Here is a 21,639-nt window from a genome sequence, read left to right as displayed (position 1 = left end):
GGAGCTCGGGTGAAACAGGTTGTGCAGAACTACAAGAGCGGCGAACTGGCGCTGCTCGACGTGCCCGTGCCGGGGTGCAAGCCCGGCGGGGTGCTGGTCCGCAGCGCCTTCTCGCTGATCTCCACCGGCACCGAGCTCATGAAGGTGTCCGAGGCCGGTATGTCGATGGTGGGCAAGGCCCGCTCCCGGCCGGACCAGGTGGCCAAGGTCATGCAGAGCGTGGCCACCAACGGCGTGCCCGCCACCTACCGCAAGGTGATGGGCAAGCTCGACTCGTACACCCCGCTCGGCTACTCGCTGTGCGGGGTGGTCGAGCAGGTCGGCCCCGGGACCGACGATGTGAAGGTCGGCGACCTCGTGGCCTGCGCGGGCAACGAGCACGCGCTGCACGCCGAACTGAACTGGGTGCCGAAGAACCTCTACACCCCGGTCCCGGACGGTCTCGCGCCCCGGCACGCGGCCTTCGGCACCGTCGGCTCGATCGCGATGCAGGGCGTCCGGCAGGGCGAGCCGCAGCTCGGCGAGGTGGCGCTGGTCATCGGCCTCGGCCTGATCGGGCAGCTCGTGGCCCAGCTCCTCACCGCCTCGGGAGTACGCGTCGTCGGGGCCGACCCCGACCCGGCGCGCTGCGCACTCGCCGAACGCCTGGGCGCCGCGGCCTGCGGGGACCCCGCGTCCGCGGCCGTGGAGGCGGCCGTCGCCGAACTCACCGACGGCCACGGCGTGGACCAGGTGTATCTGGCGGCGGGCGGCGGCAGCAACCAGCCCGTCGAGCTGGCCGCCCGGCTCTGCAGGGACCGCGGCCGGGTCGTCGACATCGGCAAGTGCCGGCTGGACCTGCCCTGGAACGCGTACTACGAGAAGGAACTCGACGTCCGCTTCTCCCGCAGCTACGGCCCCGGGCGCTACGACCCGTCGTACGAGCTGGAGGGACGGGACTACCCGATCGGCTATGTGCGCTGGACCGAGCGCCGCAACCTGGCGTGCTTCCTCGATCTCGCCGCCCGTGGCCGCGTCGACGTGGAGCCCCTGATCTCGCACGTCGCCGACTTCGACGACGCCGTCGAGACGTACCAGCGCCTCAAGGACGGCGAGTTGAAGGCCGTCGCCGTGCTGTTCCGCTACCCCGGCCGCGCCGACGACCCGGCCGGGGCGGATACCCCCGCGCCCACGGTGACCGTGCCCGAGGTGCGACGCGGTGGGAAACCGTCCGCCCCGGCCCGGTCGGCCGACGCGCCGGTGCGGGTGGCGTTCGCCGGCGCGGGGAACTACGCGACGTCGATGCTGCTGCCGCACCTGGCCCAGCGCGACGGCGTCGAGCTGACCACGGTCGTCACCACGACGGCCCTCTCGGCGGCCAACGCGAAGCGGAAGTTCGGTTTCAAGGAGGCGAGCACCGACCTCGACGCCATGCTCGACGACAAGTCCGTCGACGCGGTGTTCGTCGTCACCCGGCACAGCTCGCACGCCGAACTGACCCGCCGGGCACTGCTCGCGGGCAAGGCGGTCTTCGTGGAGAAGCCCCTCGCGCTCTCCGAGGACGAGCTGGCCGGTGTGCTCGCTGCCGTGGAGGAATCCGGCAACGACCGGCTGCAGGTGGGCTTCAACCGCCGCTTCGCGCCCCTGCTCACGGAGGCCAGGAAGAAGTTCGGCGCCCGGACAGGACCGGCGAGCCTGCGCTACCTGGTCAACGCGGGCCGCCTGCAGGGCGGCAGCTGGTACCTCCAGCAGGGCACCGAGGGATCCCGGTTCGCCGGCGAGGGCGGCCACTTCATCGACACCGCGAGCTGGCTCCTCGACGCGGACCCGGAATCGGTGTACGCCACCGCCGCGCCCGGCAACGAGGACCTGAACGTGGTGCTGCGCTACCCCGACGGGTCCACCGCCACCATCAGTTACGTCACCACGGGCGCGGCCGGCTTCCCCAAGGAGACCCTGGACCTCGTCGCCGACGGCAAGGTGCTGCGGCTCGACGACTTCGTCCGTGCCTCGGTGTATTCCGACGGCGGGTCCGGACGGAAGCGGTGGGTCAGTTCACGGCTGCCCAAGGCCCGGGACAAGGGCCAGAACGCCGAACTCGCCGCGTTCATCAGGGCCGTGCGGACCGGCGGGCCCATGCCGGTGCCGCTGGAGTCGCTGGTCGCCACCACGGCGGCCACCCTCGCCGTGCCGTCCGGCCTGGCCGGCGGCGTGCCGGTGACGTTGACGGGGGCGCGATGACCGTGAGCACCACCGCGGGCTGGTACCTGCGGCGACTGTCCCGGATGGGACCGCTGGAGGTCGCAGGCCGGGCGGGCGACACGGTGCGCAGACGGCGGTGGCGGGCGCAGCCGCCCGACGCGCCGAGCGTGACCGGCGCCCGGTTCACCGCGGCACTGCCCGCGGGAACGATCGCCGCGATACCTCCGGACGCCGCGAAACGGCTCGTCGCCGAGGCGGACCGGCTGATGGACGGCCACGCCGAGTTCTTCGGCGTGGTCCGGGACGACCTGGCCGACCCGGACTGGTGGTACGACCCGAAGACCGGGCGCCGGGCCCCGGGGGGCTACGCCTTCGACGTGCCGTACCGCAGCGAGGACGCGGCCGGGGACATCAAGCAGATCTGGGAGCCGTCCCGGCACCAGTACCTCACCGTGCTCGCCGCCGCCTACGCGATCACCGGGAACGAGCGGTACGCCGAGCGCGTGGCCGCACATCTGCGCTCGTGGTGGACGGTCAACCCGCCGCTGCAGGGCGTGCACTGGATCAGCGGTATCGAGCTGGGCATCCGGCTGCTGTCCTGGGTGTGGATCCGCCGGCTCCTCGACGGCTGGCAGGGCGCGGCCGGGCTGTTCGAGGACAACGCGGTGGCGCGGAACCAGATCTGGCACCACCAGCGCTGGCTGGCCGCCTTCCCCAGCCGGGGTTCGTCGGCGAACAACCACATCATCGCCGAGACCGCCGGACAGTTCGCCGCGGCCTGCGCGTTCGACTGGTTCCCCGCCTCCACCCGGTGGCGCACGGACGCGCTGCGGTCCCTCGACCGGCACCTGCGCGCCAACACCTTCCTCTCCGGCCTCAACCGCGAGCTGGCCGGTGAGTACCACGGACTCGTCCTGGAACTCGGCCTGGCCGCGCTGGCCGAGGCGGACGCCGCCGACGTACCCGTCCCCGCGACGGTGCGCCTGGTGCTGCTGCGGATGACCGACGCGCTCGCCGCCGTCGTGGACGACCGGCTGCGGCCACCGCGCCAGGGGGACGCGGACGACGGGCACGGTCTGATCGTGGACGGCACGGGCACCGACCGCTGGGCCTCGCTGCTGGCCACCGGGGACGCCGTGTTCGGCCGGCTCGACTGGTGGCCGGAGGTGACCGGCACCGACGTACGCACCCCGCTGCTGGCCGCGCTCATCCACCCGTACGCGAAGGCACGGCCGAACGCGGAGAACGAGCCGTCCCCGCACCACGGGACCACGGCGGCGGTGACCCGTCCGGCATCGCGTCCGGCCCACTTCGCCGACGCCGGGCTCACCGTCCTGCGGGGCCCGGACGGGATCTGGTGCCGCTGCGACGGCGGTCCGCACGGCTTCCTGTCCATCGCCGCGCACGCCCACGCGGACGCGCTGTCCGTGGAGGTCAGACACGACGGGGTCGACGTCCTCGCCGACCCGGGGACGTTCTGCTACCACGGGCAGCCCGAGTGGCGGCAGTACTTCCGCTCCACCCTCGGCCACAACACTCTGCAGCTGGACGGCACCGACCAGTCCGTCTCCGGCGGGCCGTTCCTGTGGACCCGGCACGCCCGCACCCGCGTCCTCGACGCGCGCACCTCCGACGAGGGTGTCTCCCGCTGGTGCGCCGAACACGACGGCTACCAGGGCTCGGTGCACCGCCGCCGGGTGGAACTGACGCCAGACACAGCGGAGTTGCGCGTGGTCGACGAGGTACGGGGCCCGCGCCGGGCCGCGCGCCTGGCCTTCCACCTCGGGCCCGCGATCACCGCGGACCTGACGGGGGACCGGGCCGAACTCAGTTGGACGCGCGACGGCGAGACCCGCTCCGCCGTCCTCGATCTGCCCGGGGAGCTGAACTGGCGGGCGCACCGAGGCGAGAGCGACCCGCCGCTCGGCTGGTACTCCGCGGGCTTCGGACGCAAGGAGCCCGCCACCACGCTCGTCGGCACCGGATTCGCCGACAGCGCCCGGCAGTTCACGACCGTACTCAGGTTCCGGGACTAGAAAGGGGAGGAAGCGTGCGATTCAAGTGGCGGAGGCGGGCGTTGCCGGTGGCGGCGCTGGCCGTCCTGGCGACCGGCTGTGTGAGCACGCCGGACGCCCCGTCGGAGCCGACCGCCGCGCCGTCCACGTCCGGCGCCCGGTCCGTGGCGGGCGTGTGCGCCAAGCCCGCGGCCGGACCGGCGAAGGCACCGGCGGGAGCGGTGACGGTCGACCCCGCGAAGACCGGTGATCTGGCCGCCAAGACCAAGAGCAGCCCACCGGACACCACGTTCTGGCTCAAGCCGGGCACGCACCGGCTCGAAGCGGACCGTTACGCGCAGGTCATCCCCAAGAAGGGGGACCGCTACCTCGGCGCGCCGGGCGCGGTCCTCGACGGCCACAAGACCAACCAGTACGCGTTCGGCGGCACCGCCCGTGACGTCACCATCCGCCATCTGACCGTGCAGAACTTCGTCGCGCCGCACGACGAGGGCGTGGTCAACCACGACTCGGCCGACGGATGGGTGATCGAGCACGCCACGATCCAGCGCAACTCCGGCGCCGGGCTGATGGCCGGAGCCCGCCAGCGGGTCCGCGCCAACTGCCTGCGGGACAACGGCCAGTACGGCATGAACGCGTACAAGTCCGGCGACCCCCTCAAGGACCTGGTGGTCGAGGGCAACGAGATCACGGGCAACAACACCGGCGACTGGGAGCGTCGGCGGGAGGGCTGCGGCTGCACCGGAGGCATCAAGTTCTGGGCCGTCGACGGCGCCGACATCCGCGGCAACTGGGTGCACGACAACCGCGGCGCCGGGCTGTGGGCGGACACCAACAACAACGACTTCCGCATCGAGGACAACGTCCTCGAGGACAACGACGGCGCCGCGCTGATGTACGAGACCAGCTACAACGCGGTCATCCGGAAGAACACGATCCGGCGGAACAACTGGGTCGAGGGCCGCAAGTACGCCGAGCGCGGCGACAGCTTCCCCTTCGCGACCGTCTACCTGTCCGAGTCCGGCGGCGAACCCCGGGTCCGCGCCCGCACGGACAAGATCGAGATCTACGGGAACGTACTGGAGAACAACTGGTCCGGCATCACCCTGTGGGAGAACGCCGACCGGTTCTGCAACAGCCCCGCCAACACCTCGTCCGGGGACTGCACCCTGCTGATGCGGGACACCGACCGCTGCAAGCGACCCGCGATCGCCAGCGCACCGCTGTACGGCGACTGCCGGTGGAAGACCCAGCGCGTGGACATCCACGACAACCGCTTCACGCTGGACAAGTCCGTCGTCGAGTGCACGGCCAAGTGCGACCGCATGGCGGTGCTGTCCAACTACGGCACCTACCCCAAGTGGTCGCCGTACAAGGGCGAGAAGGTGGCCGAGGCGATCACCCGCAGGCAGCACAACCGCTGGCACGACAACGTGTACGTCGGACCCTGGCAGTTCGTCGCCCACGACCCCAGCCGGGTGCTCGACTTCGGCCAGTGGCAGGGCACGCCCTACCAGCAGGACACCGGCAGCACCCTCGACCCGCAGGCCGGTGGTTGAGATGACCGAGGACCTGCGCAGCGGCACACCCAAGCTCGTCGGCGTCGTCTGGGGCCTGCTGATCCTCAACACGCTGGGTTCCGCCGGGGCGAAGACCATCGTCCCGCTGCCGCGCTCGCTCATCCAGCTGGTCACCATGGGCGCGCTGGTCGCCGCGTTCACGCTGGCGCTCGCGCTCAATCTCCGACTGCGCATCCGGGCCAGCGCCTTCGTGCTCCTGCTCACCCTGCTGCTGGTGCCGAGCCTGATCTCCAGCCTCCAACTGGAGTCGGGGCTCGGCGCGTTGTTCCGCTGCACCCGGCTGGCCCTCTTCGTCGGCACGCTGTGGCTGCTCAGCCGCTGGTGGGACGGCGACCTGACCTTCGTACGGCACCACATCCGGATGTACTTCGCGGTCCTCGGGTCGGTCGCCGCGGGCCTGGTCGTCTCCCCGGGCGCGGCCATGCCCGAGCTGTACGGCGGGCGGCTGGTCGGCGCCCTGTGGCCGCTCACCCCGCCGCAGATCGGACAGTACGCGGCGGTGATCATCGGGCTCACCGTGCTGCTCGTGCTGGGCCGCCGGGCCGACCGCACCAGCGCGACGGTCGTCATCGTGCCCTCACTGGTCCTGCTCGCGCTGACCCACACCCGCACGGCCACCATCGGCATGCTCATCGGGCTGGTGCTGGCGATCGGCTCGCTCGTCCTGACCAGCGCCGCCGCCCGCCGCTTCTTCACCTGGGCGGTCCTCGTCGCCGTGGTGGCCGCGGTGGGGTTCGCCTCCGCGCTGCGGACCTGGTTCCTGCGCGGCCAGAGCCAGGAGAACCTCACCAGCCTCACCGGCCGGGCCAAGGTCTGGGACGCCCTGCTGGCGGAGCCCCGGACGACCGGGGAGAAGCTGTTCGGGATGGGCCTGGGCGACAAGTCGTTCGGCGGGCTGCCGATCGACAACAGCTGGCTGGCCGTCTACCACGAGCAGGGCTGGATCGGCGTCGTCCTCGTGGCGGCCGTCTTCGCCGTGCTGGGCGGGGTCGCGCTGCTCCGGCCGCCCTCGCTGCCGAGGGCCTGCGCGATCTTCCTGATCAGCTACTGCGCGATCGCGTCGTACACCGAGGCGGGCCTCGGCGACGCCTCACCGTATCTGCTCCATCTGGCCCTCGCCGCCTCGCTGTTGGCAGTGCCCGCCCCACCCGCGCCTCCGCTTAGGCCGGTGGTCCCCAGACGACATGTCCCGCGCTGGGCCAAGGAAGGGAGGTGACCTCGAACATGCATGTCCTCGTGGTGCACAACCGCTACAACTCGGCACAGCCGAGCGGGGAGAACAACGTCGTGGACCAGGAGGCCGAGCTGCTGCGCGCGGCCGGCCACCGGGTCGGCCTGTTCGAGCGGCGCAGCGACGACATCGCCGGCCGGTCCCTGCTGAGCAAGGCCGCGCTGCCGCTCCTGGTGCCGTGGAACCCGGCGGTCCGCTCGGAGCTCGCCGACCGGCTCCGGGCCGAGCGGCCGGACGTGGTGCACATCCACAACGTCTTCCCGCTCCTGTCGCCCGCGGTGCTCGCCGCCTGCGCCGACGCGGGCGTGCCCGCCGTGGCCACACTGCACAACTACACCCAGGTCTGCCCGCCCGGCACGCTCCAGCGGGACGGCCGGCCGTGCACCGAGTGCGTCGGCTCGTCGCCGCTGCCCGCCGTCCGGCACGGCTGCTACCGCGGCTCCCGGCTGGCGACGGTACCGCTCGCGGTCAGCCTGTCGGTCAACCGGCGGCGCTGGTGGTCGGGCGTGGAGCGGTTCTTCTGCATCTCCGCCGCCCAGCGCGACGTCCTGGTGCGGTCCGGGATGCCCGCCGAACGCCTCGCGGTGAAGCACAACTTCGTGCCCGAACCGGACGTCCGCCGCACGGGCCCCGGCGAGCACCTGCTCTACCTCGGCCGCCTCGCGGAGGCCAAGGGCGTACGGCTGCTGATGGCCGCGTGGGACGAGCTCGCGGCGGACGGCGGGGTGGGCGTACCGCTGATGATCGCCGGTACGGGACCGCTGGAGGCCGAGGTGACCGCCTGGGCGGCGGACCGGGACGACGTGCGCTACGTCGGCCTGTACGACCCCGCCCAGTGCCGGCAGGCCATCGCGCGGTCGGTCGCCGTGGTGGCCCCCTCGACCTGGCTGGAGGCGTTCGGCCTGGTGGTCGTGGAGGCCATGGCGGCCGGGGTCCCGACCGTGGCCGCCGCGCACGGAGCGTTCGTCGAACTCGTCGAGGACGGGGTGAGCGGGCTGCTGCACCGGCCGGGCGACCCCGCCTCGCTCGCCGCCTGCCTGCGCCGGATCACGGCCGGTCAGGAGGCCGACCAGGAGATGGGCCGGGCGGCCCGGCGCCGGTACGAGCAGGGCTTCAGCCCGGCCGTCGGTCTGGAACGCCTGGTGGAGGGGTACCGCTCCGCGATCGCGGGGCGGTCGGGCGGCGGGGACGGCCCGCCGCCGCTACGTGACGGAAACACTGGCTCGCGCCGGGGGCACCTGCGCGAGCGGGATGGGGGCAGTAGATGACACGATGCCGACTCTGCGGCTCGGCGGCGCTCGAAAGCGTCGTCGACCTGGGAGCGACCCCGCCGTGCGAGAGCTTCCTCGCCGCGGAACAACTGGACGAAGCCGAACCGGCGTACCCGCTGCACCTGCGGGTCTGCACCGACTGCTGGCTCGCGCAGATCCCTCCGCTGATCACCCCGGAGGACACGTTCAAGGAGTACGCGTACTTCTCCTCCTTCTCGACCTCCTGGGTGGAGCACGCGCGGACGTTCGTCGCCGACGCCGTGGAGCGGGTGGGCCTCGGCCCCGACGCCTTCGTGGTCGAGGTCGCGAGCAACGACGGATATCTGCTGAAGCACGTGGTGGACCGGGGGATCCGCTGCCTGGGCATCGAGCCGTCGGTGAACGTCGGTGCCGCCGCACGCGACGCGGGCGTGCCCACGCTCACGGAGTTCCTGTCCCCGGAGACCGGCGCCGCCGTCCGCGCCGAACACGGCCCGGCGGACCTGGTCGTCGCCAACAACGTGTACGCGCACATCCCCGACGTGGTCGGCTTCACCCAGGGACTGCGCGCCCTGGTCGCCGACGACGGCTGGGTCTCCATCGAGGTGCAGCACCTGCTGACCCTCATCGAGGACAACCAGTACGACACGATCTACCACGAGCACTTCCAGTACTACACGGTCGCGTCCGCGATCCGGGCCCTCGCCAGCGGCGGACTCGCCCTCGTGGACGTCGAGTTGCTGCCCACCCACGGCGGCTCCATCCGGCTCCATGCCCGTCCCGCCGAGGTGGCGGGCGAACCGTCGCAGCGGGTGGCCGACGTACTGGCCAGGGAGAAGGCCGCCGGGCTCCAGGAGCTGTCCGGCTACACCGAGTTCTCCGACCGGGTCGCCAAGGTGCGCAGGGACCTGTTGAAGTTCCTCATCGAGGCGGCCGAGCGCGGCGAGACCGTCGTCGGCTACGGCGCCCCCGGCAAGGGCAACACCCTGCTCAACCACTGCGGCATCCGGCCCGACCTGCTCGCGTACACCGTCGACCGCAACCCGTACAAGCACGGCAGGTTCACCCCGGGCACCCGCATCCCGATCCTGGCACCCGAGCAGATCGCCGCCGACAAGCCGGACTACGTGCTCGTCCTGCCGTGGAACCTGCGGACCGAACTGGTCGAGCAACTGTCCTTCGTGCACGAGTGGGGCGGCCGGCTGGTCTTTCCCATACCGGAACTCAGCATCGTCGAGGACGCGTCGTGAAGGAGATTGCAGCATGAAGGTCGTTCTGTTCTGCGGCGGTTACGGGCTGCGCATGCGCAACGGGGCCTCCGACGACACGCCCAAGCCGATGGCCATGGTCGGCCCCCGGCCGCTGATCTGGCACGTCATGCGCTACTACGCGTACTTCGGGCACACCGAGTTCATCCTGTGCCTCGGCTACGGGGCACACCACATCAAGGACTTCTTCCTCAACTACGAGGAGACGACCTCCAACGACTTCGTACTGCGCCAGGGACAGACCGAGTTGCTGTCCACCGACATAGCCGACTGGACGATCACGTTCGCGCAGACCGGCATCGAGTCACCGATCGGGGAGCGGCTGCGCCGGGTACGGCACCACCTCGACGGCGACGAGATGTTCCTCGCCAACTACGCCGACGTGCTCACCGACGCCCCGCTGCCCACGATGATCGACCAGTTCGCCCGCCGTGACGCGGGCGCGTCGATGATGGTGGTGCCGCCGCAGTCCTCGTTCCACTGCGTCGACCTCGGCGAGGACGGCCTGGTGGGAGGCATCACCGCGGTCAGCGACATGCCGTTGTGGGAGAACGGCGGCTACTTCGTGCTCCGCCAGGAGATCTTCGACCACATCCCGGAGGGCGGCGACCTGGTCGCCGACGGCTGCGGCCAACTGGCCAAGCAGGGAAGGCTGGTGGCGCACCAGCACCGCGGCTTCTGGAAGCCGACCGACACCGTCAAGGAGAAGGCCGCGCTCGACGAGGCCTACGCCCGGGGCGACCGCCCGTGGGCCGTCTGGGAGCGGGACGGCGTGAGCGGGCACAGAGCCGGCGTCTCGGCGGGGACGGCGTGATCGGGCTCGGGTCCGGACGCCTGGACCGGATCGTCGCGGTGGGCGCGCACTGCGACGACATCGCCATCGGTGCCGGCGGCACCCTGCTGACGATGTGCCTGGCCCGGCCCGGCCTGCGCGTCGACGCCCTGGTCCTCACCGGCGGCGGCAGCGAGCGCGAGCAGGAGGAGCGGGCCGCGCTCGAAGCCTTCTGCCCCGGCGCCGACCTGCGGCTGACCGTGCTCAAACTGGCGGACGGCCGGCTGCCCGCGCAGTGGGAGGAGGCCAAGGCCGCAGTCGAGGAACTGCGCGCGCGCACCGACCCGGACCTGGTCCTCGCACCGCGGACCGACGACGCGCACCAGGACCACCGCGGCCTGGCGCGACTGCTGCCCACCGCCTTCCGCGACCACCTCGTACTGGGCTACGAGATCGTCAAATGGGACGGCGACCTCGGCCGGATGGCGGCGTACCAGCCGCTGACGCCGGACACCGCCGAACAGAAGGTGCGGCTGCTGCAGGAGCACTACGCCTCTCAGCGGCACCGGCCCTGGTACGACCGGGAGGCCTTCCTCGGCCTCGCACGCATCCGCGGCATCGAATGCCACGCCCGCTACGCCGAGGCGTTCGCCGTCCACAAACTCACGCTCGACCTGGGCACTTGTGACCCGGGCACTTCATCACTGGGGGAATGAACCGTGCGCGTACTGCTGACCGGCCACCAGGGCTACCTGGGCACCGTGATGGCCCCGGTCCTCGCCGCCGCCGGGCACGAGGTCGTCGGTCTCGACGCCGGCCTGTTCGCCGACTGCGTCCTCGGCCCGCAGCCCGACGACCCGCGGGGGCACCGGGTGGACCTGCGCGACGTCACGGCCGAGCACGTGGCCGGGGTGGACGCCGTGATCCACCTGGCCGCGCTCTCCAACGACCCGCTGGGAGCGCTGGCACCGGACCTCACCTACGACATCAACCACCACGCCTCCGTACGACTGGCCCGGCTGGCCCGCGAGGCCGGGGTGCGGCGCTTCCTGTACGCGTCCACCTGCTCGGTCTACGGCGCCGCCGGCGGCGACGAACTCGTGGCCGAGGACGCCCCGTTGCGCCCCGTGACGCCGTACGCGGAGTCCAAGGTGCGGGTCGAGGACGACCTGCACGCGCTCGCCGACGACGACTTCAGCCCCGTGTTCATGCGCAACGCCACCGCCTTCGGCTACTCGCCCCGGCTGCGCGCCGACATCGTGCTGAACAACCTCGTGGGCCACGCGCTCCTGTCCGGCGAGGTGCTGGTGCTCTCCGACGGCACGCCCTGGCGCCCGCTGGTGCACGCCGCCGACATCGCCCGCGCCTTCACGGCCGCGCTGACCGCGCCCCGGGAGGCCGTGCACGACCGCGCGTTCAACATCGGCAGCGAGGTCAACAACGTCACGGTCGCCGAGATCGCCGAACAGGTCGCCGAGGCGGTATCCGGCTCGAAGGTGCGGATCACCGGCGAGAACGGCGCCGACCCGCGCTCGTACCGCGTGGACTTCGCCCGCTTCCGCGCCGCGATCCCCGGCTTCGACTGCGAGTGGACGGTGAAGCAGGGCGCCCACGAACTCGCCGACGCCTACCGCAAACACGGGCTGACCAAGGAGGACTTCGAGCGGCGCTTCACCCGCCTCGCCGTGCTGCGCGCGGCCTCCGAGGCGGGCTCCGTCGACGACACCCTGCGGTGGCGCCGATGAGCACGCCCGGCGAGGAGATGCACGCGCTGGTGGAGCGGCTGTACCCGCTCTGCCGGAGCATCACCGGCGACGGGGTGCGCGCCACCCTGGAGATCGTCGACGAGTACGTTCCGCTGCAGGTGCACGAGGTGCCGACCGGGACGCAGGTGCTCGACTGGACGGTCCCGCAGGAGTGGAACATCCGGGACGCCTACATCGCCGACAGTGCGGGCAACCGGGTCGTCGACTTCGCCGCGTCCAGCCTGCACGTGCTCGGCTACAGCGTCCCGGTGTCCGCCACCATGCCGCTGTCCGAGCTGCGCGAGCACCTGTACACCCTGCCGGACCAGCCGGCCCTGGTCCCGTACCGCACGAGTTACTACGAGCCGAAGTGGGGCTTCTGCCTGTCCCAGGAGACCCTGGACGGGCTGCCGGACGGCGACTACGAGGTGCGCATCGACTCGACGCTCGCCGACGGACACCTCACCTACGCCGAGCACGTCGTGCCGGGGCAGGTCCCCGACGAGGTGATCGTCTCCTGCCACGTCTGCCACCCGTCGCTCGCCAATGACAACCTGGCGGGCGTCGCGGTGGCGACCTACCTGGCCCGGACACTGGCGGGGACGACCCCGTACTACACCTACCGGTTCATCTTCGCGCCCGGCACGGTCGGGGCGATCACCTGGCTGGCCCGCAACGCGGAGCGGATCGAGCGCGTCAAGCACGGGCTCGTACTGGCCTGCGCGGGGGACTCGGGCCAGTTGAACTACAAGCGGAGCAGGCGCGGCGACGCGGAGATCGACCGCGTGCTGCAACATGTGCTGACCGCGTCCCAACGCCCGCACCTGATCCACGAGTTCACCCCGTACGGCTACGACGAGCGGCAGTACTGCTCACCCGGGTTCAACCTCGGCGTGGGCTCGCTCAGCCGGACCCCGTACGCCGGCTACCCCGAGTACCACACCTCGGGGGACAACCCGGACTTCGTCTCCCCGGAGGCGCTGGAGGACACCCTCGCCGTCTGCCGCGAGGCCTTCGCCGTGCTCGACCGCAACCGCAGTTACGTCAACCTCAGCCCCTACGGCGAACCGCAGCTGGGAAGGCGCGGGTTGTACGACTCGCTCGGCGGGCGCAGCGACGCCAAGCAGGCCCAGATGGCCATGCTGTGGGTGCTCAGCCTCTCCGACGGCGAACACAGTCTGCTGGACGTCGCCGAACGGGCGGAGCTGCCGTTCGACACCGTCGCCGTCGCGGCCGACGCCCTGCACGGCGCCGGGCTGATCAAGGCATGACGCCGATGGCCACCGAGGGGGAGAAGCCACCGACACCGGCGGACGGCGACGGGGCCGCCGAAGCCCGCCGGTCCGCCGACCGGTCCGCCAGGAAGGGCATCGTCGGCCGGCTGTCCTGGGGACTGGCCGACCAGGCGGCCTCCAGCATGACCAACTTCGCGGTGGGCATCTACGTGGCACGCTCGCTGGGACTGACCGCGTTCGGCGTGTTCAGCCTGGCCTGGCTGACCTACGGCGTGGTGCTCAACGTCGCCCGCGGGCTCGCCACCGACCCGCTCGTCGTGCGCTTCAGCGGCGTACCGGAGGCGTCCTGGCGGGCGGCGGCGGCCCGCTCCTCGGGCGCCGCGCTCGGCGTGGGCGCGGCCCTCGGCGCAGTGTGCCTGCTGGTCGGCCTGGGCCTCGGCGGACGGGTGGGACCGGCGTTCATCGCCCTCGGCGTCGTCCTGCCCGCACTGCTCCTCCAGGACGCCTGGCGGTTCGCGTTCTTCGCCGCGGGCGCCGGCCGGAAGGCGTTCGTCAACGACCTCGTGTGGGGCGTCGCGCTCGTCCCGGCCATGGTGATCGCGGCCCGCGTGGACACCGTCGCCGCCTTCGTCCTCGCCTGGGGTGTGTCCGCCGCGGTCGCCGCCGGGTACGGCTGCCTCCAGTCCGGCATCCGGCCCCGGCTGACCCGGGCACACGGCTGGCTGCGCGAGCAACGCGACCTCGGCTACCGGTACTTGGTGGAGAACGTCAGCCTCAGCGGCGCGAGCCAACTGCGCGCGTACGGGCTCGGCGTGATCGTCGGTGTCGGCGCGGTGGGCGCGGTCCGGGGCGCGGAACTGCTCCTCGGCCCGTTCCTCGCCCTCCTCATGGGCCTTTCCCTGGTCACCGTCGCGGAGGCGGCCCGCGTACTGCGGCGGGCCCCGCACCGGCTGGCCACGTTCTGCCTCCTCCTCGGCGGCGGACAGGCCGCCGCCGCGCTGCTCTGGGGCGCGGCCCTGCTGCTGATGCCCGACCGGGCGGGCGAGTTCGTGCTCGGCGACGTCTGGAACTCCGCCTCGCAGCTCATCGTGCCCGCCACGCTCGGCGTCGCGGGCGCCGGACTCGGCAGCGGCGCGGCGGCCGGGCTGCGCGCCCTCGCCGCCGCCCGCCGCAGCCTGCGCTGCCAGCTCTTCGCCTCCGCCTGCTATGTCGGCGGCGGTCTCGGCGGAGCCGCCCTGGCCGGCACGGTCGGCTCGGCCTGGGGTGTCGCCGCCGCGACCGTCTGCGCCTCGGCCGTCTGGTGGCTCCAACTGCGGTCCGCTCTGCGCGAGCGCGCCCACCATCCCATTCCCGAAGTGAGGACCTCATGACCGCCCACCCCAGGCTGAGCGTCGGCCTGCCCGTCTACAACGGCGAGGAGTACCTCGCCGAGTCGCTCGACGCCCTGCTCGGCCAGACGTACGAGGACTTCGAGCTGGTCATCTCCGACAACGCCTCGGCCGACGGGACCCAGGACATCTGCCGCGAGTACGCCGCACGGGACGCGCGCATCCGGTACATCCGGCTGCCCCGGAACATCGGCGCCGCGCCGAACCACAACTACGTGTTCACCGAGTGCCGCGGCGAACTGTTCAAGTGGGCCTCGCACGACGACCTGTACGCCCGCGACCTGCTGCGGGCCTGTGTCGAGACCCTGGACGAGCGCCCCGACGTGGTCCTCGCGCACAGCGGCCAGGCCGTCATCGACGGCGACGGCAAGGTCAAGGTCCCCTACGAGTACAGGCTGGCCACCGACTCGCCGCACGCGCCCGAGCGCTTCCGCAGCCTGCTGTTCGAGCCGGGCGGCGACGACTTCTACGGCGTGATGCGGGCCGACATGCTGCGCCGGGTGAAGCCGCACGACAGCTACCACCACGCGGACCGTACGTTCGTCGCCGAGATCACCCTGCACGGCCCCTTCCACCAGGTGCCGGAGCTGCTGTACTTCCGCCGCGACCACCCCACCCGCGCCGAGCGGGCGAACCCCTCCAAGCGCTCCCGCTGCGTCAACCTGGACCCGCGCCGGGCAGGCCTCCTGCACCCGACGCCCCGGCTGCTCGCCGAGTACGTCTGGGGCTTCGCCTCGGCGATCCGGCGGGCGCCGCTGTCCCCGGCCGACCGGCGCGCCTGCCACCGCCATCTGGCCTCCTGGATGACCAGCCGGGCCCGGCCCGGCGCGGGCGAGCGGGTCGAGGACCGTGCCCCGGTCGACCCGGCCCGGTACGCCGTCTCCGTGGACGCCGTCGTCGCCGGCCGTGAGGGCAGGCAGGCGTGAAGCCCGGAACCGGGGCGCCCGGCGGGTCTGGGGCGGCCGGGGTGCCTGAGGGGGAAACCCCGGTGCGCGTAGGGGTGTTCGGCCTGCTCGGCTCCGGGAACCTCGGCAACGACGGATCGCTGGAGGCCGTACTCGGATACCTCCGCGCCCAGCATCCGGACGCGGCCGTGGACGCGCTGTGCGGGGGACCGGACGTCGTCACGGCCCGCTACCGGATTCCCGCGACCCGGCTGCACTGGTACCGGGGGGAGTACCGGACCGCGTCACGCCTGGGCTCGATGGTGGGCAAGGGCCTCGGCAAGTTCGTCGACGTCTTCCGCACCGCGGCCTGGGTACGCAAGCACGACGTGGTGATCGTGCCGGGCATGGGCGTCCTGGAGGCCACGCTGCCCCTGCGGCCCTGGGGCTTCCCTTACTCCCTCTTCCTGCTCTGCGCGAGCGGCCGGCTGTTCGGCACCCGCGTCGCGCTCGTCGGCGTCGGCGCCGCCGCGATCGGCAACCGGCCGACCCGGGCCCTGGTGCGCTGGTCGGCGCGGCTGGCCGCGTACCGGTCGTACCGGGACGCCCTCTCGCGGGACGCGCTGCGGGACATGGGTGTGGACACCGCACACGACGAGGTCTACCCGGACCTGGCGTTCGCCCTGCCGACACCGCGGGCGAGCACGTCCTCCGAACGGCCTGCGGGCTCCCCGGGCCCGGTCTGCGTCGGCGTCATGGACTTCCACGGCGGCAACGACGACCGCGCCCGCGCCGAGGAGATCCACCGCCGCTACCTCGACGGGACGACCCGGTTCGTCCGCGCGCTCGTCGAGGACGGCAGACCGGTCCGGCTGCTCACCGGCGACGAGTGCGACGCGTCGGTGGTCGCCGCGATCCTCGCCGCGGTGGACTCACCCCTGGTCACCGCCTCCGAAGCGTCCTCGCTGGCCGACCTGATGAAGGAGATGGCGGCGGCCGACACCGTCGTGGCGACCCGCTACCACAACCTGATCTGCGCGCTGAAGGCCGGCACACCGACGCTCGCCCTCAGCTACGCGGCGAAGAGCGACGCGCTCATGGCCCGGATGGGTCTCGACGCGTACTGCCACCCGGCCCGCGAGGTCGACGCGGACCGACTGCTGGAGCAGTTCCGCGCATTGGAACGGCGAGCGCCGGAGGTCCGGCGGACCCTCACCGAGCGGAACCAGCTCGCCACCCGCCAACTCGACGACCAGTTCACCGCGTTGACCTCGGCCCTGTTCCCGGCCGCCCACCCCGAACACGCCCTGCGGAAGGCCTCGTGAACCTCATGAAAGCGACCGAAGTCCCGGCGATCGCCGGCGCGTACCTGTTCGAACCGACGCCGTACGCCGACGAGCGCGGCTTCTTCTGCCGCACCTTCGACGCCGACGTGGTCCGCTCGGTGGGCCTGGACCCGAACGCCTTCATCCAGGACAGTGTGTCCCGCTCGGTCCGGGGTGTCCTGCGCGGCCTGCACCTGCGCTCCGGAGCGGGCGAGGCCAAGCTCGTGCGCTGCTCGTACGGGAAGATCTTCGACGTCGTCGTGGACCTGCGGCCGGACTCGCCGACGTACCGCAACGTGGCCTCGTTCGAGCTGTCGGGCGAGACGCAGAAGACCCTCTACATCCCGGCGGGCTGCGCGCACGGCTTCCAGGCGCTGACCGAGACCACCGACACCTCCTACCGCATCGACCGCCCGCACGATCCGGCCGAGGACGTGACGATCGCCTTCGACGACCCGGAACTCGGCATCCCCTGGCCGCTGCCCGCCACCTCGATGTCCCAGCGGGACCGGGAGGCGCCCAGCCTCGCCGAGGTCCTGAAGCAGAGAGAGAGCTGAAGTCACCGTGGACACCGAAGAGTTCACCCTGCCCCGGTCGACGCTGGCCAACGAGCGGCTGCACGCCCTGATCCCCGGGGGCGCGCACACGTACGCCAAGGGCGACGACCAGTACCCCGAGCACCTGGCGCCGGTCATCGACCACGGCCGCGGCGCCCACGTCTGGGACGTCGACGGCAACCGCTACATCGAGTACGGCTCCGGCCTGCGGTCGGTCAGCCTCGGCCACGCCCACCCGCGCGTCATCGAGGCGGTACGCCGCGAACTGGACCGCGGCAGCAACTTCGTCCGGCCGTCCGTCGTGGAGGTCGAGGCGGCGGAACGCTTCCTGGCCACCGTGCCGACCGCCGAGATGGTGAAGTTCGCGAAGAACGGCTCGGACGCCACCACCGCCGCGATACGCCTGGCCCGCGCGGTGACGAGCCGCCAGCGGGTGGCCATCTGCGGCGACCACCCCTTCTTCTCCACGGACGACTGGTTCATCGGCACCACACCCATGGCGGCCGGCATCCCGGCGGCGACCACCGACCTCACGGTGGCGTTCCCGTACGGGGACCTGGCCGCCACGGAGGAACTGCTCACCCGGCACCAGGACGAGATCGCCTGTCTCATCCTCGAACCCGCCACCCACACCGAGCCGCCGCCCGGCTACCTCGCCGGCCTGCGCGAACTGGCCGACCGGCACGGCTGCGTACTGATCTTCGACGAGATGATCACCGGCCTGCGCTGGTCCGAGGCGGGCGCCCAGGGCCTGTACGGAGTCGTCCCCGACCTCTCCACGTTCGGCAAGGCGCTCGGCAACGGGTTCGCGGTCTCCGCGCTGGCCGGGCGCCGCGACCTCATGGAGCGGGGCGGACTGCGCCACTCCGGCGAGCGGGTGTTCCTGCTGTCCACCACGCACGGCGCGGAGACGCACTCCCTGGCCGCGGCCATGGCGGTACTCACCACCTACGTCGAAGAGGGCATCACCGCGCGGCTGCACGCCCTCGGCGAGCGGCTGGCCGCCGGTGTCCGCGAGGCCGCCGCCGGTATGGGCGTCGGCGACCACGTCGTCGTACGGGGCCGGGCCAGCAACCTGGTCTTCGCGACCCTCGACGAGAAGGGGCAGCCGTCGCAGGAATACCGCACCCTGTTCCTGCACCGGCTCCTGGCGGGCGGGGTGCTCGCCCCGTCGTTCGTGGTGAGCAGCGCGCTCAGTGACGCCGACATCGAACACACCGTGGACGTGGTGGCCCAGGCGTGCGCGGTGTACCGGAAGGCGCTGGACGCGGGTGACCCCACCCCTTGGCTGACCGGCCGCCCGGTGAAACCGGTGTTCCGCCGCCTGGCGTGACAGGACACGACGTCAGCGGTGCCATGACTGACCGGGCGGGCGACGGCGGTCGCCCGCCCGGTCGATCAGCCACGCGGTGGCGGGTACCAGCGCCAGCGCCGTGCACCAGCCGCCGAGGACGTCGGTCGGATAGTGCGCGCCCAGGGCGACCTGCGCCCAGCCCATGGTGGCGCCCGCCACCAGGCCCGCGCCGAGCACGACCAGCGTGCCGGCCGTCCGGCCCGGACCGGACCGGCCAACCGCGAGCAGCGCCACGATGAGCGCGAGCGCGGTGAGGAACGCGGTGTGCCCGCTCGGGTAGGACAGGTTGTCGGGGCCGTGGATGGTCCGCCCCACCAGGGACTTGAAGAGGGTCGCCACCACGACGGTGACGCCGACCCCGGCCACGACGAGGACGGCGGCGCGCGTTCGCCGACGCAGCAGGCAGCCCGCCACGGCGACCAGGATGAGCGCCGCCGCTCCGACGGGCTCGCCGAGGAAGTCGATGGCGAGCGCGATGTTCCGCCACGGCGACCGCACGCTGTCGTCCGTCGGCTCGACGAACCACCTGTCCACGGTGCCGGGTCGGGTGTGCCCGGCGTACATGACGCCGAGGGCGACGACAACGGCGGCGGCGAGAACCGCGATCACCCCGAGCCCCGCGCGCGACGACTGGGGCAACACCGGGGATGTCGGGCGGGTATCAGTCTCTGAGGCCACCCTTGTCACCCTAGCCAACGAGGGGTTGCGCCAAACCGCCTATGAACGCGGCCCATTCGCCGCGACCGACCCGCAGGACGGGCGCGTCACTCACGACTTTCGAGTCCCGAACGTACACAGCCTCCGGCCCGGCAGCCACTTCTACGCAGTTGCCGCCGTCCGAACCGCTGTAGCTGCTCTTGATCCAGGCCAGACGCTCGCTGCTGCTCATGTCGCTGTCTCTCCTGCCAGACGTTCGATGAGGCGTGCAGACTGCTCGGTGTTGAGGGCCTGCGACCGCAGCATCCCATAGCGCAGGCCGAGGTGGCTGGCCGCGCCCACCTGGGCCACCACGACACCGACGCCCTGTGACTCCACGTATCCGAACCGCTGGTTCTCTCCTGTCTCCAGCACGACGAACGATCCGTTGAGGCCCAGGTGGAAGTCGCGTGCCGGGGGCATGACCTGGAGCTGTACGTTCTCCAACTCGCCCACTGCCAGCAGGTGATGCAGTTGTCTGCGCATCACCTCGGCGCCGCCGACCGAGTTGGTCAGTGCCGTCTCGGCGATGACGAACGACAGGTCCACCGCAGGGGCCCTCGTGAGGATCTTCTGCCGGTTGAGGCGTGCCTCGGTGTGGTTGTCGACGACATCCGACTCCAGCTTCGGCCGATGCCCCGCGTACACGGCGCGTACGTACTCCTCCGTCTGCAACAAGCCCGGAATCAGCAGCGGCTCGTACTCGAACCTGCTTACGGCGCCCGCCTCGATCAACGCGAAATTGCGGAAGAATCTCGGCAGCTTCGCTCGGTCGACCTCGTCCTGCAACACCTCCAGGACGCCGCCCGCTTCCAACGCTCGGTCCGCCGCCGAGGTGAACGCGACCTTCGCCGGGCGCCGCCCCTGCTCGACCGACGCCACCTGCTCCAGCGAGTAACCGATCGCCTCGCCGAGCTGCTGCTGGTTCAAACCGGCCCGTTTGCGCAGATGCCGGAGCAGCACGCCGTACGCCGACCACGCCCCCGGCAGATCGGGCCCCTCCTCCTTCGGCTTCGCCGTACGCCCCGCCCGCGTGTCCCCGACATCCCGTACCGTTCCCACAGCCCACGCCCTTCCATCCGCTCCGCACCTCACCGTTCGATGTCCAACGCGGATCGCGGAAACAGGGACACGCGCCGAACCCGTACAACGCCCGTACAACTCCCGTACAAACAAAGGGCGTGCCGTACGAGAGGGACGAAGTACGGCCGTCATCCCTGTTCAGGGGGCCGTTCGCCGCCCCACGCTGGAACCGTGACCCAAGATCAGCTCACCGACGGGGCGAAGCCACCGCACACGCCCGCCCGCCGACTGGCCCTGTGCCTCAGCGGCACGAGACGCGGCGCCCGCCTCGCCCGGCAACTCACCGTCCAGCAGTTCACCGAGTGGACGGGCCTCGCGTACGACTCCGACCCGGCCAGGGCCGTCGCCCTCGTCACGGCCGAGCTGGCGTCGAACGCGGTGCGCCACGGCAGCCTCCCCGGCCGGGACTTCCGCCTGGCACTGCACCTGCTGCCCGCCCACTTCCGCATCGAGGTGACGGACACCCGCCCCGAACGCGTACCCGCGGCCACGACACCACAGCCCGAGGACGAGACCTCGGGCCGCGGCCTGCTCCTCGTCCAGACCTACGCGGCCCGCTGGGGCCACACGGTCCACGACACATACACGAAAACGGTGTGGGCGGAGGTCCGCACCGGCCGTGGCAGCGATACGCGAAAGGGCTAGGTGCTCCGGTGTTCAATCGGCTTCAGGTCGTCATTCCTTCGATTCCCGGCCTGGCGATGCATACCCTGACCTCATGTCCCACGCGAAGACCTCGTACGTCTGCCTGCCCTGCAGGGCCTCGTACAAGCAGCCCTACGACAGGGAACGGGAGCGGGTCTGCCCCCGCTGTGCGCAGTCGCTGATTCACGTGGGGTCCGCCTTTGCCGTGCCGCGGCGTCGGGACGTCGCGGCCTGGCGGACGCTGGCCGTGTTGCTGCACGCCGGTGTCCGTTTTCACAAGAGCTGCTGCGGTGGGCCCGGTTACCGGCCCCGGACCCTGAGCGAGGTCCGTGAGCGGATGGTGTACGCGCGGCGCAGTGGCGAACCGTTCGCGAGGGCGCTCGTGCGGTGCGAGGTGCCGTCCGCCCCGTCGCGCGGTTGAGCGAGCGCC

Annotated in this window: 20 protein-coding genes; 17 read left to right on the top strand and 3 right to left on the bottom strand. The window is 71.9% G+C overall.

Annotated elements, in window-relative coordinates; translation table 11 throughout:
• Window positions 1–9 precede the first annotated feature (9 nt).
• The 15 genes from ACFVH5_RS08375 (at window position 10) to ACFVH5_RS08305 (ending at window position 18,764) form a co-directional block, all read left to right on the top strand.
• A complete protein-coding gene (locus tag ACFVH5_RS08375) occupies window positions 10–2,220 on the top strand; it encodes a bi-domain-containing oxidoreductase (protein ID WP_385832761.1) in 2,211 nt (736 codons plus the stop codon).
• Complete coding sequence (locus ACFVH5_RS08370; protein ID WP_385832760.1) at window positions 2,217–4,217, top strand: alginate lyase family protein; 2,001 nt, start codon at window positions 2,217–2,219, stop codon at window positions 4,215–4,217. The genes ACFVH5_RS08375 and ACFVH5_RS08370 overlap by 4 nt, the downstream gene beginning before the upstream one ends.
• 14 nt (window positions 4,218–4,231) lie before the next feature.
• Window positions 4,232–5,755: a right-handed parallel beta-helix repeat-containing protein gene (locus ACFVH5_RS08365; protein ID WP_385832759.1), complete on the top strand. Its 1,524-nt coding sequence runs from the start codon at window positions 4,232–4,234 to the stop codon at window positions 5,753–5,755.
• A 1-nt stretch (window position 5,756) separates the two neighbouring features.
• Window positions 5,757–6,992: an O-antigen ligase domain-containing protein gene (locus tag ACFVH5_RS08360; protein ID WP_385832758.1), complete on the top strand. Its 1,236-nt coding sequence runs from the start codon at window positions 5,757–5,759 to the stop codon at window positions 6,990–6,992.
• Between the two features lie 8 nt (window positions 6,993–7,000).
• Window positions 7,001–8,275 (top strand): glycosyltransferase, encoded by a 1,275-nt coding sequence (locus tag ACFVH5_RS08355; protein ID WP_385832782.1) that lies wholly within the window; start codon window positions 7,001–7,003, stop codon window positions 8,273–8,275.
• Entirely contained in the window at window positions 8,272–9,507 is a 1,236-nt protein-coding gene (locus ACFVH5_RS08350) for a class I SAM-dependent methyltransferase (RefSeq protein WP_385832757.1), read from the top strand. Before ACFVH5_RS08355 ends, ACFVH5_RS08350 begins: the two co-directional genes overlap by 4 nt.
• A 13-nt stretch (window positions 9,508–9,520) precedes the next feature.
• Window positions 9,521–10,339 (top strand): glucose-1-phosphate cytidylyltransferase, encoded by an 819-nt coding sequence (locus tag ACFVH5_RS08345; RefSeq protein ID WP_385832756.1) that lies wholly within the window; start codon window positions 9,521–9,523, stop codon window positions 10,337–10,339.
• A complete protein-coding gene (locus ACFVH5_RS08340) occupies window positions 10,336–11,013 on the top strand; it encodes a PIG-L deacetylase family protein (protein ID WP_385832755.1) in 678 nt (225 codons plus the stop codon). The genes ACFVH5_RS08345 and ACFVH5_RS08340 overlap by 4 nt, the downstream gene beginning before the upstream one ends.
• A gap of 3 nt (window positions 11,014–11,016) precedes the next feature.
• Complete coding sequence (locus ACFVH5_RS08335) at window positions 11,017–12,042, top strand: NAD-dependent epimerase/dehydratase family protein (protein ID WP_384811882.1); 1,026 nt, start codon at window positions 11,017–11,019, stop codon at window positions 12,040–12,042.
• Complete coding sequence (locus tag ACFVH5_RS08330; RefSeq protein WP_385832754.1) at window positions 12,039–13,313, top strand: DUF4910 domain-containing protein; 1,275 nt, start codon at window positions 12,039–12,041, stop codon at window positions 13,311–13,313. The genes ACFVH5_RS08335 and ACFVH5_RS08330 overlap by 4 nt, the downstream gene beginning before the upstream one ends.
• Before the next feature lie 5 nt (window positions 13,314–13,318).
• Entirely contained in the window at window positions 13,319–14,647 is a 1,329-nt protein-coding gene (locus tag ACFVH5_RS08325) for a hypothetical protein (RefSeq protein WP_385832781.1), read from the top strand.
• A complete protein-coding gene (locus ACFVH5_RS08320) occupies window positions 14,644–15,591 on the top strand; it encodes a glycosyltransferase family 2 protein (RefSeq protein WP_385832753.1) in 948 nt (315 codons plus the stop codon). Before ACFVH5_RS08325 ends, ACFVH5_RS08320 begins: the two co-directional genes overlap by 4 nt.
• Window positions 15,592–15,653: 62 nt before the next feature.
• The gene (locus ACFVH5_RS08315) at window positions 15,654–16,874 is read left to right on the top strand and encodes a polysaccharide pyruvyl transferase family protein (protein ID WP_385832752.1); all 1,221 of its coding nucleotides are present in this window, start codon (window positions 15,654–15,656) and stop codon (window positions 16,872–16,874) included.
• A gap of 5 nt (window positions 16,875–16,879) precedes the next feature.
• Window positions 16,880–17,431, top strand: a complete 552-nt coding sequence (gene rfbC / locus ACFVH5_RS08310; protein WP_385832751.1) for a dTDP-4-dehydrorhamnose 3,5-epimerase — start codon at window positions 16,880–16,882, stop codon at window positions 17,429–17,431.
• Between the two features lie 7 nt (window positions 17,432–17,438).
• A complete protein-coding gene (locus tag ACFVH5_RS08305; protein ID WP_385832749.1) occupies window positions 17,439–18,764 on the top strand; it encodes a glutamate-1-semialdehyde 2,1-aminomutase in 1,326 nt (441 codons plus the stop codon).
• A 12-nt stretch (window positions 18,765–18,776) separates the two neighbouring features.
• Here ACFVH5_RS08305 and ACFVH5_RS08300 read toward each other — a convergent pair whose 3' ends face one another.
• The 3 genes from ACFVH5_RS08300 to ACFVH5_RS08290 are packed head-to-tail and all read right to left on the bottom strand — an operon-like array spanning window position 18,777 to window position 20,543.
• Window positions 18,777–19,463, bottom strand: a complete 687-nt coding sequence (locus ACFVH5_RS08300) for a phosphatase PAP2 family protein (protein ID WP_385832748.1) — start codon at window positions 19,461–19,463, stop codon at window positions 18,777–18,779.
• Window positions 19,464–19,473: 10 nt separating this feature from the next.
• A complete protein-coding gene (locus tag ACFVH5_RS08295) occupies window positions 19,474–19,674 on the bottom strand; it encodes a DUF397 domain-containing protein (protein ID WP_384277955.1) in 201 nt (66 codons plus the stop codon).
• Window positions 19,671–20,543, bottom strand: coding sequence for a helix-turn-helix domain-containing protein (locus ACFVH5_RS08290; protein ID WP_385832747.1), 873 nt, complete (start codon window positions 20,541–20,543; stop codon window positions 19,671–19,673). The genes ACFVH5_RS08295 and ACFVH5_RS08290 overlap by 4 nt, the downstream gene beginning before the upstream one ends.
• A gap of 192 nt (window positions 20,544–20,735) precedes the next feature.
• Between ACFVH5_RS08290 and ACFVH5_RS08285 the strand changes: the two genes are divergently transcribed.
• Entirely contained in the window at window positions 20,736–21,209 is a 474-nt protein-coding gene (locus ACFVH5_RS08285) for an ATP-binding protein (RefSeq protein WP_385832745.1), read from the top strand.
• Window positions 21,210–21,282: 73 nt separating this feature from the next.
• Entirely contained in the window at window positions 21,283–21,630 is a 348-nt protein-coding gene (locus ACFVH5_RS08280; protein WP_385832744.1) for a deoxyxylulose-5-phosphate synthase, read from the top strand.
• The last annotated feature ends 9 nt before the right edge of the window (window positions 21,631–21,639 follow it).

It is taken from the genome of Streptomyces sp. NPDC127119 (assembly GCF_042677425.1).
In the GTDB taxonomy this organism is placed as follows: domain Bacteria; phylum Actinomycetota; class Actinomycetes; order Streptomycetales; family Streptomycetaceae; genus Streptomyces.
This window is presented reverse-complemented; position numbering and strand designations above follow the sequence as displayed.

Coding starts and splice junctions, on each gene's coding strand:
- ACFVH5_RS08370 (WP_385832760.1), top strand. CDS start 2,217: ATGACCGTGAGCACCACCGCGGGCTGGTACCTGCGGCGACTGTCCCGG.
- ACFVH5_RS08360 (WP_385832758.1), top strand. CDS start 5,757: ATGACCGAGGACCTGCGCAGCGGCACACCCAAGCTCGTCGGCGTCGTC.
- ACFVH5_RS08355 (WP_385832782.1), top strand. CDS start 7,001: ATGCATGTCCTCGTGGTGCACAACCGCTACAACTCGGCACAGCCGAGC.
- ACFVH5_RS08350 (WP_385832757.1), top strand. CDS start 8,272: ATGACACGATGCCGACTCTGCGGCTCGGCGGCGCTCGAAAGCGTCGTC.
- ACFVH5_RS08345 (WP_385832756.1), top strand. CDS start 9,521: ATGAAGGTCGTTCTGTTCTGCGGCGGTTACGGGCTGCGCATGCGCAAC.
- ACFVH5_RS08330 (WP_385832754.1), top strand. CDS start 12,039: ATGAGCACGCCCGGCGAGGAGATGCACGCGCTGGTGGAGCGGCTGTAC.
- ACFVH5_RS08325 (WP_385832781.1), top strand. CDS start 13,319: ATGGCCACCGAGGGGGAGAAGCCACCGACACCGGCGGACGGCGACGGG.
- ACFVH5_RS08320 (WP_385832753.1), top strand. CDS start 14,644: ATGACCGCCCACCCCAGGCTGAGCGTCGGCCTGCCCGTCTACAACGGC.
- rfbC (WP_385832751.1), top strand. CDS start 16,880: ATGAAAGCGACCGAAGTCCCGGCGATCGCCGGCGCGTACCTGTTCGAA.
- ACFVH5_RS08295 (WP_384277955.1), bottom strand. CDS start 19,674: ATGAGCAGCAGCGAGCGTCTGGCCTGGATCAAGAGCAGCTACAGCGGT.
- ACFVH5_RS08280 (WP_385832744.1), top strand. CDS start 21,283: ATGTCCCACGCGAAGACCTCGTACGTCTGCCTGCCCTGCAGGGCCTCG.